Origin of the sequence: Providencia sp. PROV004 (genome assembly GCF_011045615.1) — a bacterium.
GTDB lineage: Bacteria > Pseudomonadota > Gammaproteobacteria > Enterobacterales > Enterobacteriaceae > Providencia > Providencia rettgeri.
In genome coordinates, this window is the sequence record NZ_CP042859.1 from 552,282 (window position 1) to 566,032 (window position 13,751).

Annotated in this window: 11 protein-coding genes; 7 read left to right on the plus strand and 4 right to left on the minus strand. The window is 41.6% G+C overall.

Going from position 1 to position 13,751, the window contains the following annotated elements:
• Positions 1–105: 105 nt before the first annotated feature.
• Complete coding sequence (locus tag FVA69_RS02320) at positions 106–2,388, minus strand: inverse autotransporter beta domain-containing protein (RefSeq protein ID WP_164528346.1); 2,283 nt, start codon at positions 2,386–2,388, stop codon at positions 106–108.
• Between the two features lie 235 nt (positions 2,389–2,623).
• Here FVA69_RS02320 and rnz point away from each other — a divergent pair, with 235 nt between their 5' ends.
• Positions 2,624–3,538, plus strand: a complete 915-nt coding sequence (gene rnz / locus FVA69_RS02325) for a ribonuclease Z (protein WP_164528347.1) — start codon at positions 2,624–2,626, stop codon at positions 3,536–3,538.
• A 42-nt stretch (positions 3,539–3,580) separates the two neighbouring features.
• Here the strand turns inward: rnz and deoR are convergent, their stop codons facing one another.
• Both deoR and deoC read right to left on the minus strand, forming a co-directional pair.
• Positions 3,581–4,360, minus strand: a complete 780-nt coding sequence (deoR, locus tag FVA69_RS02330; RefSeq protein ID WP_004915016.1) for a DNA-binding transcriptional repressor DeoR — start codon at positions 4,358–4,360, stop codon at positions 3,581–3,583.
• 55 nt (positions 4,361–4,415) lie between these two features.
• The gene (gene deoC / locus FVA69_RS02335) at positions 4,416–5,084 is read right to left on the minus strand and encodes a deoxyribose-phosphate aldolase (protein ID WP_109912599.1); all 669 of its coding nucleotides are present in this window, start codon (positions 5,082–5,084) and stop codon (positions 4,416–4,418) included.
• Between the two features lie 168 nt (positions 5,085–5,252).
• Between deoC and rbsK the strand changes: the two genes are divergently transcribed.
• The 3 genes from rbsK (at position 5,253) to FVA69_RS02350 (ending at position 8,679) form a co-directional block, all read left to right on the plus strand.
• Entirely contained in the window at positions 5,253–6,182 is a 930-nt protein-coding gene (gene rbsK / locus FVA69_RS02340) for a ribokinase (protein ID WP_004915011.1), read from the plus strand.
• 108 nt (positions 6,183–6,290) lie between these two features.
• On the plus strand, positions 6,291–7,598 hold the full coding sequence (gene fucP / locus FVA69_RS02345; RefSeq protein WP_164528348.1) for an L-fucose:H+ symporter permease: 1,308 nt from the start codon (positions 6,291–6,293) through the stop codon (positions 7,596–7,598).
• A gap of 64 nt (positions 7,599–7,662) precedes the next feature.
• A complete protein-coding gene (locus FVA69_RS02350; RefSeq protein ID WP_164528349.1) occupies positions 7,663–8,679 on the plus strand; it encodes an aldose 1-epimerase family protein in 1,017 nt (338 codons plus the stop codon).
• Positions 8,680–8,714: 35 nt separating this feature from the next.
• On the opposite strand, the gene FVA69_RS02355 is transcribed toward FVA69_RS02350, so the two are convergent.
• Positions 8,715–9,122, minus strand: coding sequence for a DUF2750 domain-containing protein (locus FVA69_RS02355; RefSeq protein ID WP_004915000.1), 408 nt, complete (start codon positions 9,120–9,122; stop codon positions 8,715–8,717).
• A gap of 143 nt (positions 9,123–9,265) precedes the next feature.
• Between FVA69_RS02355 and FVA69_RS02360 the strand changes: the two genes are divergently transcribed.
• From FVA69_RS02360 to FVA69_RS02370, 3 genes are all read left to right on the plus strand, one after another.
• Entirely contained in the window at positions 9,266–10,285 is a 1,020-nt protein-coding gene (locus FVA69_RS02360; RefSeq protein WP_109912597.1) for a mechanosensitive ion channel family protein, read from the plus strand.
• A gap of 272 nt (positions 10,286–10,557) precedes the next feature.
• A complete protein-coding gene (locus tag FVA69_RS02365) occupies positions 10,558–12,717 on the plus strand; it encodes an ornithine decarboxylase (RefSeq protein ID WP_164528350.1) in 2,160 nt (719 codons plus the stop codon).
• A gap of 98 nt (positions 12,718–12,815) precedes the next feature.
• Entirely contained in the window at positions 12,816–13,751 is a 936-nt protein-coding gene (locus FVA69_RS02370) for a nucleoside hydrolase (RefSeq protein ID WP_109912595.1), read from the plus strand.

Below are 13,751 nucleotides of genomic sequence, written 5' to 3' on the forward strand. Positions count from 1 at the left end.
CGAAATTTTTACTGTGGACATTTTTGGAATGGTAGGTTTATTGCTTGATGAATCCTATTTTTTTAGACTCCCTCCGAGCCGGAGGGAGTACGCTAAAGGACGTGTTTAAGGCGTGACTAAAATAGTTATTGTCTGGCTTGGATACCCATTGATTGAAGCTATAATGTCAAGGTTACCAGTGGCCGGTAATGTTAAGTAGGTAGAATAATCTCCATCACTGTCTTCATACCAGCCAAGGATATTAGTGTTATAGCGACCAAGGTCGATATTTTTAGGGTTTATCCCCTCAAGTGTGTTACCAAAGGCATCGCTGAGTGTGACTGTGATAAGTACGTCATCGCCTATTTTCACGTTATTCGTGGTACTTGTTGTGATTTCGACTTTATCAATAACGCCAAGTTGGCCATGAGGGCCGCTGCCATCAGAGTTAATCGCATTAATTGTCAGTGGTGGATTCACCGTGAACGTATGCTGAGGTGACGTTTTTCCATGTAAAGAAGCGCTAATGGTGTAATCCCCGGACATTTGGCCTGCAAGTAACCCGCTATACTCACCTAAATTAACCGAACTCTCTTCAATCTCGACAGGAACTTGTTTATTGCCAATATTGACCATGATGATCCCATCAGCGCCAGAAACTGGATTGTTATTTTCATCGATTAGCTTGAGTACAATAGCTGTCTCTTTACCTGCATAGGTCGATTGAGTATTTAAGATCTCAATTTTTTTCAAGCTTCCACTAATAAAATAGACAGCAACGGTTTCACTGTGGCCATTTACGGTAGCGGTAATCTCACTGATACCACTTGTCATACTGGTGAGTGGCATCTCAATAATTCCTTTTTGATTTGTCACCCCTTGAGCGCTAATTTTTCCACGAGTCGCACTAAAATTGACTGTTTCTCCTGATATGGGGTTACCCTTTGAGTCAGTGATATAGGCTGAAACCATATTGGCTGTTTTACCATCAGCCAATGCTGCTGTTTGAACGACTCTCAAACTTTGTATTTGTGCTTGGCTAGTCGTTGCAGTATTCGTGCTGGTCACATCAATCAGTGTTTCACTTGTCGGTGATGCATTACCGTGAATATCATAGGCAATACCACTTAAGCGATAACGATTCAATTTCTCACGTTCTGAAGGTGTTGATGCCGTTTTATAAGTGGGTAATTTTACGGTAGCATTTTGACCCGATGAGCTAATAACACCACCGGCAGCGAGTAATTCAGGTGCATTCCAGACAATTTTTTTCAGTGGGTGTTGGGTTATCATCGATTGTACGAGCGGTAGCTCTTGTCCAGCTTTACCTTGAATTTTTGCCACGAGCTTCAATTGAATTTCAGTTTTCTTTTGATAATCAAGAACAATATTGTTATTGCGATTGACGAAATCAAGGCGGTTACCCGAAACACGTCGTGATTCACCGACTTTAGCAGGGTCAATTTGCTCAATAAAATTCTTATCAAATACCCAGTTAAATTGCACTTTGGCACTGGTATCTTGTAATCCGCTACTTATTTTGTGATCGGCGCTAAAGGTGACAAGAGTGAAAGGGGTCCAATTCATACCGATAGTCGCGGCAGCAGGGTCTTCTTGAAGTTTATTTTTCCCCATTAAAGCCACATTATGGCCGACATACTGTTCAAACTTAAGGCTACCTCCCAGTTGCGGGTAATCCGGTAGCCATCCTTGTGCTTGTACATCCCACCCACGAGCAGGACGCGCATCATAAGCGCGAGTTAGCTCAGATGAGCTGCGCCATGACGAAACGGGAAAATAGGTATTCGCGCTGAGTTTTAAGTAATCTTGCCAGTATTCAGCCCCAACGCCTAACCGGGAATGATAATGTGAAAGGTCATGATCAAAGAATGCATTGACACCCACGGTGCTCTGCTCGTTGAAATGACGCAAACCAATCCCATTATTGCTTTGCAACCGGCCATCTGTATTGTGAATACTGTGCTGGGTAAATAACAACATATTAGCTTGTTGATACCAAGGGATGAGCCAATCAAAATGACTGTTTTTAAGCGATAGTTGCTTATCAAAATTCAGGCTGACTTTCACATTACCCGCTTTTGAGAGCCAATGAGTGATTTCCTCTATTGCGGCGTTAGCTGCTTGATTACTGAGATAACTTTGCGCCATTTGTGAGATTTCATGGCTATTTTTTTGTTCTACAAGCCATGTTGCGGCTGTTTTACTGTATTGCGCTAAGTTACGTTCACCATCGTTACTTTCTAGTTTTGGGATAGGACTCCCTAAAAGCGGGAGTTCATCCGGTGTTAGCATTTTTGCATCGCTGGGCAATGTTGACATAATAGCTAATGAGCCGGTCGCCACCAATAAGGCCAAAGGTGCCGGAAATTTCTTTTTAGAGCAAAGCATTAAATATATTCCTAGATTAGATATTCACTTTTAGTATTGTGGAATATGCGGTGTAAAAAACACTTGGGAATTAATTGGACTAATACAGAAAAGGGATTTGTATATTGGAAGAAATTAGGAATAGCCGATTTTTATTTATAATTGGAACATATTGAATAATAGACGAATAAAATAAAGAAATTTTCAATGGGAAAAAATCTTACCATAATAAAAACAAAAGATTAGATGAGGTATTATGGAATTAACATTTCTAGGAACTAGTGCTGGCGTGCCGACAAAAGAGCGTAATGTCACCAGTATGATATTAAATTTAGTCGGTATCCGTAAAAGCTACTGGTTATTTGATTGTGGTGAAGGGACACAGCATCGCATTTTAAATAGCCCATTTAAAACACCAAAAATTGAAAAAATTTTTATTACTCATTTGCATGGAGACCATATTTTTGGTTTACCCGGGTTGTTATGCAGCCGCTCAATGGGGGGAGCAACAGACCCATTGATTGTTTATGGACCGAAAGGGTTAAAACAGGTTATTGAAACGGTACTCACCGTGAGCGTGTCTTATATGACATATCCACTGGAGATAGTGGAAATCGAAGCTGGCCAATTATTTGACGATGGAGAACTGATTGTGACGGCCTATGCCCTTGACCATCGTGTTGAGTGTTATGGCTATCGTATTGAAGAACATCCGAAACGTGGCGCATTAGATGCAGTGAAATTAGCTAATGACAATATTCCTCGTGGCCCTTGGATGCAAGCGCTTAAAGCGGGGGAAACGATAGTTCTTGATGATGGACGAACAGTGAATGGAGCTGATTACCTCGGTGAACCGATCCCCGGAAAGATTATTGCGATTTTTGGCGATACGCAACCGACAGAGCAAGCGCTGGAACTTGCGAGAAATGCCGATGTGATGATCCATGAAACGACCCTAGAAGCGGAGTTTGCACAAAAAGCCAATGAAAGAGGGCACTCGACTACGGTACAGGCGGCTGAGCTAGCTCGTGCGGCAGGGGTTAAACGGTTTATTGCCACTCACTTGAGTGGTCGTTATACGAGTGAGGATATCCCAAAGTTACTCGCGGAATGCCAAGCTGTGTTCCCCGCGAGCGAAATCGCAGAAGACTATTTGACAGTGAAGATCTAATGTAAGCGGGCAAGATATTGTCCGCTTAATCTATTGATGATTTTAATAAATTACTTTCACAAAGCCATTACGACAATATGTCTCATATTCATCAGAAAGTTGCCTATTTGTGACTATCACATCAAATTGTGATAATTCCCCCATATTGGCGGTCGCGACTTCATCAAACAGGTTATAAGGGGCGAGTAAAATCTTACGGATAGATTTTTCCATCGCTTTTTTCTTCATGGGTAAATCATCGAGATTATAGCAAGTTACGCCAAAATTCCCATGCACACCAGCTGCTGAAATAAAGGCTTTTTTCGGGTTGATTGAATCAAGTAATGAGGGGAGTGATGGGTTGTAAAAAGAATCACTTTTAGGGCGATATTCCCCGCCACATAATAGCGCAGTGGCATTTTTTTTCTGGCTAAGGGCGAGGAAAACGTTATGTGAGTAACAAATACCGGTGAAATTAATTTCTTCTGGGATGAGTGAAATCAAGGTGGCCATTTCAATGCCATTATCAAAGAAGATCACATCATCTTCTGTCACCATGCTAGCGGCAAGGTTTGGGATATATAATTCTTCCGTTTGATCGGGGGTGAAAATGTCGGCTTGTGCTTCTTGGGTCAGTAAATTAGCAGGTTGAGTAACAGAAACTATGTAGCCACCGAGGAGTGACATGGGGATGGGGCCTTCCGTATCTGCGCTCAGGTCTCGACGAATAGTCATCTCTGAAACTTCGAGTATTCTAGCAGCTTCTTTAAGATGAATGCGTCCTGAGCGTTTTAAACATTCACTTAAACGGCGAAGGCGTTCTTTTTGTTTAGTTTCTATCACCCTACAATCCTTTTTCAATACACAAAATTGGCGCGGTTAGACCGCGCCCCATCACTTAATAGTCACTTGGTTTGGTGTTATTGCCTGTGACAATGGCAACGCTTGCACTTGCACCGACACGGTTTGCACCCGCTTCAATCATTTTAATTGCGGTTTCACGGTCACGCACACCACCGGAGGCTTTTACACCGACTTCATCGCCAACCACTTTACGCATCAGTGCCACGTGGTGTTCTGTTGCGCCCATTGTACTGAAACCTGTTGAAGTTTTCACAAAACCGACTTTAATTGTGCGGCAAATTTCACAAACTTGAGTAATTTCTTCATCAGTTAACAGGCAATTTTCTAAAATAACTTTTAATGTTGCTTTACCACAGGCAGCAAATACCGCTTCAATGTCTTTGCGAACAAAGTCTAAGTCGCCACTTTTGAGCATGCCAATGTTGATAACCATATCCACTTCATCAGCACCACGACGCACGGCTTCTGCTGCTTCAAACGCTTTCGCTTCCGTTAAGCAAGCGCCTAATGGAAAGCCTACCACACAGCAAACTTTAACGTCGCTGTTTTTTAAAAGCTCGCTGGCTAAAGGAACATAACCTGTGTTTACGCACACCGATGCAAAATGGTGTTCTGCCGCTTCGGCACATAATGTTTTAATATCACTAACAGTGGCATTAGCAGCAAGTAAAGTGTGATCAATATATTTTGCTAAGTCTTGCATTTTCAACTTTCCTATATAAATGTGGGATAGACAACAAAGAATGAGGAAATGTGGTAGATATAACACTTGATCATTCGTTATTCGAGATCCTAATCACAAATGATATTTTTGCAACATGATAATGTTACTATCATATCATTATGTGATTTATTTAACACGAGGGACATTATGGACATAGCAGTTATTGGTTCAAACATGGTTGATTTGATCACTTACATCGATCAAATGCCAAAAGAAGGCGAAACTTTAGAAGCGCCAGCTTTCAAAATTGGTTGCGGTGGTAAAGGTGCGAACCAAGCGGTTGCTGCTGCTAAGTTGAATTCAAAAGTGATCATGTTAACCAAAGTGGGGGATGACATTTTTGCGGATAATACGATCCGTAACTTGGAGTCTTACGGTATTAACACTCGTTATGTGGAAAAAGTGCCTTGTACCTCAAGTGGCGTCGCACCTATTTTTGTTAATCAAAATTCATCAAACAGTATTTTGATCGTCAAAGGGGCGAATAAATTTTTATCACCTGAAGATATCGATCGTGCAGCGGAAGATCTGAAAAAATGTAAGTTGATCGTTCTGCAATTAGAAGTCCAGCTTGAAACGGTTTATCACGCGATTTCATTTGGCAATAAACATGGGATCCCAGTGTTACTGAACCCAGCCCCTGCACAACGTACGCTCGATCTCGATTTTGCCTGCCGATGTGATTTCTTTGTCCCTAATGAAACGGAACTTGAAATTTTAACCAATATGCCAGTCGACACGATGGATAACATTCGTCGTGCTGCGCAGTCTTTATTGGATAAAGGGTTAAAAAACGTCATCGTAACATTAGGGGAAAAAGGGGCGTTATGGATGACTCGCGACAGCGAGTTACATATACCCGCAATTAAAGTGAATGCGATTGACACCAGTGGTGCAGGGGATGCCTTTATCGGCTGCTTCTCGCATTACTATGTCCATACGGGGAATATTGAAGAAGCACTGAAAAAAGCCGTTCTGTTTTCGGCTTTCAGTGTGACAGGGAAAGGAACTCAATCTTCTTATCCAAGTGTTGAACAATTTAATGAATTTGTGCAAATCAACACCGCTAATGAATAGCTAAATAATAATAGTCCAACGTAGCTATATACCCTTTGAATAATTAAGTGGTCATCAGAGCCACATAGCCACTCATCGGGTATAAATTATAAAAATATAAGGGTTACTATGAACATTAAGAACATCACTCAGTTACCGGATGGCTACCTGAGTAAGACACCTCTATTCCAATTTATCCTACTATCGTGCCTGTTCCCATTATGGGGATGTGCCGCAGCATTAAATGATATTTTAATCACACAGTTTAAAAGTGTCTTTGAACTCAGTAACTTCGCCTCGGCTTTAGTACAAAGCGCATTCTATGGTGGTTATTTCTTAATCGCCATTCCGGCGTCGTTAGTGATCAAAAAAACCAGTTATAAATATGCCATTATGGTGGGGCTGATCCTGTATATCGCGGGTTGCAGTATGTTCTTCCCTGCATCTCATATGGCGACCTATACCATGTTCTTGGCGGCTATTTTCGCCATTGCGATAGGTTTAAGCTTTCTCGAAACCGCCGCGAATACCTATAGTTCAATGATAGGTCCTAAACAATACGCCACATTGCGTTTAAATATTAGCCAAACCTTCTACCCAATTGGTGCCGCAGGCGGGATCTTACTGGGCAAGTATCTGGTATTTTCCGAAGGGGATAGCTTACAAAACCAAATGGCGGGAATGAATGCGGAGCAAATCCATGAATTCCGTTTAGCCATGTTGGAAAATACCCTAGAACCTTATCGTTATATGATTATGGTATTGGTTGTGGTAATGATCTTATTCCTTATTACTAAGTTTCCTAAATGTAAAGTGGCAGAAACGCAAGATCATAAGCGTCCTACTGCATTAGAAACCTTAAAATATTTAGCGAAAAATAGTCGCTTTAGAAAAGGAATTATTGCCCAGTTTTTATATGTCGGAATGCAAGTGGCAGTATGGTCATTTACTATTCGTCTCGCATTAGAAATGGGGGATATTAACGAACGTGATGCCTCGAATTTCATGGTGTATAGCTTCGCTTGTTTCTTTATTGGTAAGTTTGTTGCCAATATTTTAATGACCCGCTTTAATGCAGAAAAAGTCTTAATTATCTACTCGGTGATTGGTGCGCTGTTCCTAATTTATGTTGCATTTATTCCGAGTTTTACAGCGGTCTATGCAGCGGTGATGGTCAGTATTCTGTTTGGACCTTGCTGGGCAACTATTTATGCAGGCACTTTGGATACCGTTGATAATGAACATACTGAAATGGCCGGGGCGGTTATTGTGATGGCGATTGTCGGTGCTGCAGTTGTCCCTGCGGTTCAAGGCTATGTCGCAGACATGTTGCACTCATTACAACTTTCATTCCTTGTTTCCATGCTGTGCTTCGTGTATGTCGGTATTTACTTTATGGGTGAACGCCGCTTTAAAGCGAAACAAGCCACGAAATAGTTCCTCAAATTGGGTAGTGTAAGCTGCCCAATTCCATTTATCTCATTAAACCGTGAGTATGAAAATGAATACATTGATACCTCTTCACAAAAGCTTATTTACGGAAAACCCGACGCTTATTTTAAAAAATGACCAATTTACTGCCACGGCATTTCGTTACCAAACAGGCGTGGAAGGGTTACGAATTGAAAATCAGCAAGGGTATTTAACGATTTTACCTTTTTTAGGGCAAATGATTTGGGATGCGGAATTTTGTGGCCAAAATCTGAAAATGGAAAATATGTTTTCAGCGCCAAAATCAGTTCCAACAGTAGTTGAAACCTACGGTTGCTTTGCATTCCATTCAGGTTTAATCAGCAATGGTTGCCCTTCTCCAGAAGATTCTCACCCATTACATGGGGAAATGCCTTGTGCATCAATGGATAGCGCTTGGCTGGAACTGACAGGCGAAAGTTTGAAAGTTGTCGGCGAATATGAGTATGTGATGGGTTTTGGTCACCATTATCGTGCGACACCGTCAGTGCAATTAAATGCGGGCAGTGCATTATTTGATATTCATATGTCAGTCACCAATTTAGCATCGGTTCCTATGCCTCTCCAATATATGTGCCATATGAATTATGCTTACGTGGAGAATGCAACGCTAACACAAAATATTCCTGAAAAAGCGATTAAATTGCGTGAATCAATACCAGGGCATGTACAGCCAACTGAAAAATGGCTGGCATTTAATGAAGCGTTGAAATCTGGCAAAGTCTCATTAAATCAGCTTAATCAGCCACAAATGTGTGACCCTGAAATTGTGTTTTTTATGGATGATCTTAGCCAATATACCGCAACGCCTGAGTTTAGGATGATTTCACCCGCAGGAGATACGTTTGTAACGCGTTTTAAATCTAACCAGCTAAATTATGCAACTCGTTGGATTTTGTACAATGGTGACCAAAAAGTTGGCGCATTTGTACTCCCTGCAACTTGTCGTCCAGAAGGCTTTTTAGCCGCGAAAAATAACCAAACACTGATTTGGTTAGAGGCGGGGCAAACTCGTGAATTTACTGTGACTACTGGTGTTGAAAAGTAGTTTTTTGCCTCAGAAAGGCAGCACATTGCTGCCTTTTACTCGTATTGTTGGCATTCTTCTGCTAAATCGGCGAGAAGCACCGCCGCATCATAAACTAATGTTTTTTTTCCATCAGGTTGCATCATCAAAGCAACCTTAATATTTGCTTCATGCATATCAGGCAAAATTTCTGTCATCAGGTGTTCAAGGGTAAATAGCATTGGCGTAAAATTCGCCCATTCACCCGTTAAACACAATTCAACATACGCTTTGGCAGGCCATAGGGGCAGAAAAAGACATTTTTCATCATTCCATGCGGTAACGAGGTTTTCCCCATCACCGAGGCTCCACACTTGCTCCCAGTCAGCAATTTTACCGACAAAGTAGTTATACTGTTGGTATGGCCTAAGCGCATGGACATTATTTATTTCTTTCTCATTTGGGGAAAATAGGTTGTTATTCATTATTGGATAATCTAAAAAGTAACTGATAATTATTGGGAAAATTATCTTTATAATTGTTATCTTAATAACAAGATAATGAGAAATAGTACACAGTAAAACAAATAAAAATAAGATCTATCAGGTAAATTTTAGGGCGGTTAGAAATGATAGAAGCATTACTTGAAAAATATGCGATTGGCATGACTTTAATTGCGGTTTTTCTCGCAATCTATTTAGCTTTTGAGATTGTACATAAACGACGTAAACATAAACATAAGCGCAAAAGTATTTTGATCCATGTGGTTCAAACTCTTGTGCTGTGTGGCGTGGTGATTGTTATTGCCCAATATGTAGACATGGCAGCAACGGATTTTGATTTAACCTTTATTTCAACTTCTCTGGTTAATTTTATTACCATCTCATTGATTGCATTGATTTTAATGCGAAAACTGTTCCAGCTAGCGAACCGACTAGAAAAAACACAGATTAAAAAAGGCAGTGATCCCACTTCGGCACGTATTGTCGCCCGCGTATTTAAAACCACGATATTTGTCATTATGGTGCTACTGTTTGGTGAACATTTTGGGATGAGCCTTTCTGGTTTGATGGCATTTGGTGGGATTGGCGGTATTGCTATTGGTATGGCCGGTAAAGATATCTTGAGTAACTTTTTCTCTGGGTTAATGCTCTATTTTGATCGGCCCTTCAACATTGGTGATTGGGTCAGTTCACCGGATCGAAATATCGAAGGGACGGTAGTTGAAATCGGCTGGCGGATCACCAAAATTATTACGTTTGACCACCGTCCACTCTATATTCCCAACTCGGTTTTTTCTTCTATTAGTGTGGAAAACCCAGGGCGCATGACTAACCGGCGCATCAAAACTGAAATTGGTTTACGTTACGAAGATTCAGACAAAATTGGGGCGATTGTCGACGATATCCGCACAATGTTGCAACAAGATGCGAATATCGATACCAGTCAAACCTTATTAGTTTATTTCGATGCTTTTGCCGACTCTTCGTTAAACATTATGGTGTATTGTTTTACCAAAACAACAGTTTGGGCTGAATGGTTAGCGGCGCAGCAAGCGGTGTATTTGAAGATCATTGAGATAGTTAAACGCCACGATGCGGACTTTGCATTCCCATCACAGACTTTGTATGTGGAAAAAAACAACTAACGTCCCATTACGGATAAATTGACCGATTAATTGGTGGTGATCATCGGGTTAATTGGTTAATTTATCTTTTTATTATCTTTATGATGGCCTGAAGTATGGGGGCGTGGGTTGTGATGAGATAGAATTTTTATGCTATTAACCAGTGGCTTATAAAATATATTCGACTTTCTAAATCTGGTTATTTTTTCCGACCATGCTAATCATTTCAATTCCCTGATCTATCAAGTATATTGTCCGCCTCTTTTCCTCAGCTAACTAAGAGCCAGACTGCTATGAACAAAATCAATGTGGCATGTAGCCAGGGGGTCGCAATCTATTTCACTAATCAATTTCAGTGGATAGATATTCGCGATGCACAGTTAAACAATATTGCCGCTGTCGTGTTATCTGAACAAGATGCCAACCAAGGGCTGTGGGAAAGAGTCGTTGAGAGCCAGTTGAGTATTCCGCTGTTTATCATCAGTGATAAACAGCTGCCAACCGATGAAAATTTACCGCCTTATTTGACGACGCTATTAGCACCCGCCCCCGCTGCTCGTGAAGAAAATAGTCGTCAATTACTCGATGCTGCGAATCAATATCTTGAGCAGTTATTACCGCCATTTTTTGCTCGAATGATGGATTATGCTGCGGGTCATAATGTCACTTTTGCCTGCCCAGGGCACCAAGGCGGCCAATTTTTCCGTCGTCACCCGACAGGGGAGCAATTTTATCAATTTTATGGTGAAAACCTGTTCCGTACCGATTTATGTAATGCTGATGTCGCAATGGGCGACTTATTGATTCACGAAGGCGCAGCGAAAGAGGCGCAAAAATTCGCCGCGAAAGTGTTTAATGCGGACAAAACTTATTTTGTACTAAATGGCACTTCATCATCCAATAAAGTAGTGTTAAACGCGTTGTTAACACCGGGTGATTTAGTTTTGTTCGATCGTAATAATCATAAATCAAACCACCATGGGGCGCTGATACAGGCGGGGGCAACACCGGTCTACCTCGAAACCGCGCGTAATCCTTTTGGTTTTATTGGTGGTATTGATGCGCACTGTTTTGGCGAAAGTTATTTACGTGGACTTATCCAAGAAGTGATGCCAGAAAAAGCGCAAGCCAAACGGCCATTTCGCTTAGCGGTGATCCAACTTGGAACTTATGACGGTACGGTGTATAACGCAAGGCAAGTCGTTGATAAAATAGGTCATTTATGTGATTACATTTTATTTGATTCCGCATGGGTGGGGTATGAGCAATTTATTCCCATGATGCGCCAGTGCTCGCCATTGCTACTTGAATTAAATGAGAACGACCCCGGGATCATGGTCACTCAGTCAGTTCATAAACAACTGGCTGGTTTTTCTCAAGCGTCACAAATCCATAAAAAAGATAATCATATCAAGGGGCAAAAGCGTTTTGTTTCACACAAAAAACTCAATAATGCTTTTATGATGCACGCCTCTACCAGCCCATTTTATCCTCTATTTGCTTCTTTGGATGTCAATGCACGTATTCACCAAGGTGATGCAGGCAAAATGATGTGGATGGACAGTGTGAAAGTGGGGATTGAGGTAAGAAAATCGATATTTCAGCACTGCCGCTATTTTAAGCCTTTTGTCCCTGAAATTGTCGATGGCAAGTTATGGCACGAATACCCAACAGAGCAGATCGCCGCTGAGCAACGTTTCTTTAACTTCATACCGCAAGAACGCTGGCATGCATTTGAGGGTTATGAGCAGGATCAGTACTTTGTTGACCCTTGTAAACTGATGTTAACGACACCGGGGATTGATGTTGAAAGTGGAGAATATGAATCTTTCGGTGTTCCTGCAACGATTCTGGCTCACTTTTTACGTGAACATGGTGTGATCCCTGAAAAATGTGACTTAAATTCAATTCTGTTTTTATTAACCCCAGCAGAAACACATGAAAAACTGGAACTGCTAGTATCTCATTTAGTCCGCTTCGAACAGTTATTGGATGAAGATGCGTTATTAGAGGATGTATTGCCTTCTGTTTATCTGCGTTATCAAGATCATTATCAAGGTTATACATTACGCCGTTTATGCCAAGAAATGCACCAGCTCAGCGTTAATGACAATATTAAACAGCTGCAAAAAGAGATGTTCCGTAAAGCTCACTTCCCTGAAGTGAAAATGGCACCTCAGCAGGCACATTTAGAATTTATTCGTGGTAACTGTGAATTATTGCCATTGGATGAATTAGAAGGCCGTATTGCTGTTGAAGGGGCATTACCGTACCCTCCAGGCGTATTGTGCGTTGTGCCTGGGGAAGTATGGTCAGGGCCAGTACTGCGCTATTTCAAGGCACTAGAAACTGGTATTAATGCATTACCGGGTTTTGCGCCGGAGTTACAAGGTGTTTATATTTCAAAAAATGAAGGTGAGAAAAAACGAGTCTATGCGCATGTTTTAAAATAAATTTCTGAATATTCAGATATTAAGCATAGATTTTACCTTGCTAGCTCGTTAAATTGGGGTCAGTGCCATTTCTGACTCCAATTTTAATAAGGTAAGGTATGAGCAAAAAAATAATCCTCGATTGTGATCCCGGCCATGATGACGCTATCGCGTTATTACTGGCTTACGGTAACCCTGACATTGAATTATTGGCGGTAACAACCGTTGCCGGCAATCAAACCCTCGAAAAAGTCACTCATAATGCACTGGCTATCGCTGAAATGGCGAAAATTACGGGTATTTCCTTTGCCGCAGGTTCAGAACGTCCTTTAGTTCGGGAAATTGAAGTTGCGCCTGACATTCATGGGGATTCAGGGCTTGATGGGCCTGTACTACCGACACCAACATTGCAGCTTGATGAGCGACATGCCGTTTCACTGATTATCGAAACCATTATGTCTCACCCGCCTAAAACAGTAACTTTAGTGCCTACTGGCGCATTAACCAATATTGCGCTTGCTGCTCGTCTTGAACCGCGCATTGTCGAGCGAGTTAAAGAAGTGGTGCTGATGGGTGGGGGCTATCATGTTGGGAATTGGAGTGCGGTAGCTGAATTTAATATCAAAATTGACCCAGAAGCGGCTCATATTGTTTTCAATGAGAAATGGCCGTTAACCATGGTGGGCTTAGACCTTACCCATCAAGCGTTAGCAACTCCTGATGTAGTGAATGAAATTGCTGCGATTGGCAGTGATTGTTCGCAGTTTGTCGTCGAACTACTGGATTTCTTTGGGAAAATGTACAAGCAGGCCCAAGGCTTCGATGCGCCGCCAGTACATGACCCTTGTGCGGTTGCTTATGTTATTGACCCTAGCGTAATGACCACACAAAAAGTCCCAGTGAATATTGAACTGACCGGAACGCACACGTTAGGCATGACAGTGGCTGATTTCCGCCATCCGGCTCCTGAAAATTGCCATACTCAAGTTGCCGTTAAATTAGACCATCATAAATTCTGGCAGTTAATTATCAAGGCATTAAAAAATATTGGGTAA

Bases quoted from the DNA above. Each gene is read 5' to 3' on its own strand.
- FVA69_RS02370 (WP_109912595.1), top strand. From the start codon at position 12,816: ATGAGCAAAAAAATAATCCTCGATTGTGATCCCGGCCATGATGACGCT.
- fucP (WP_164528348.1), top strand. From the start codon at position 6,291: ATGAACATTAAGAACATCACTCAGTTACCGGATGGCTACCTGAGTAAG.
- FVA69_RS02360 (WP_109912597.1), top strand. From the start codon at position 9,266: ATGATAGAAGCATTACTTGAAAAATATGCGATTGGCATGACTTTAATT.
- FVA69_RS02365 (WP_164528350.1), top strand. From the start codon at position 10,558: ATGAACAAAATCAATGTGGCATGTAGCCAGGGGGTCGCAATCTATTTC.
- FVA69_RS02350 (WP_164528349.1), top strand. From the start codon at position 7,663: ATGAATACATTGATACCTCTTCACAAAAGCTTATTTACGGAAAACCCG.
- deoC (WP_109912599.1), bottom strand. From the start codon at position 5,084: ATGCAAGACTTAGCAAAATATATTGATCACACTTTACTTGCTGCTAAT.
- FVA69_RS02320 (WP_164528346.1), bottom strand. From the start codon at position 2,388: ATGCTTTGCTCTAAAAAGAAATTTCCGGCACCTTTGGCCTTATTGGTG.
- rnz (WP_164528347.1), top strand. From the start codon at position 2,624: ATGGAATTAACATTTCTAGGAACTAGTGCTGGCGTGCCGACAAAAGAG.
- rbsK (WP_004915011.1), top strand. From the start codon at position 5,253: ATGGACATAGCAGTTATTGGTTCAAACATGGTTGATTTGATCACTTAC.
- FVA69_RS02355 (WP_004915000.1), bottom strand. From the start codon at position 9,122: ATGAATAACAACCTATTTTCCCCAAATGAGAAAGAAATAAATAATGTC.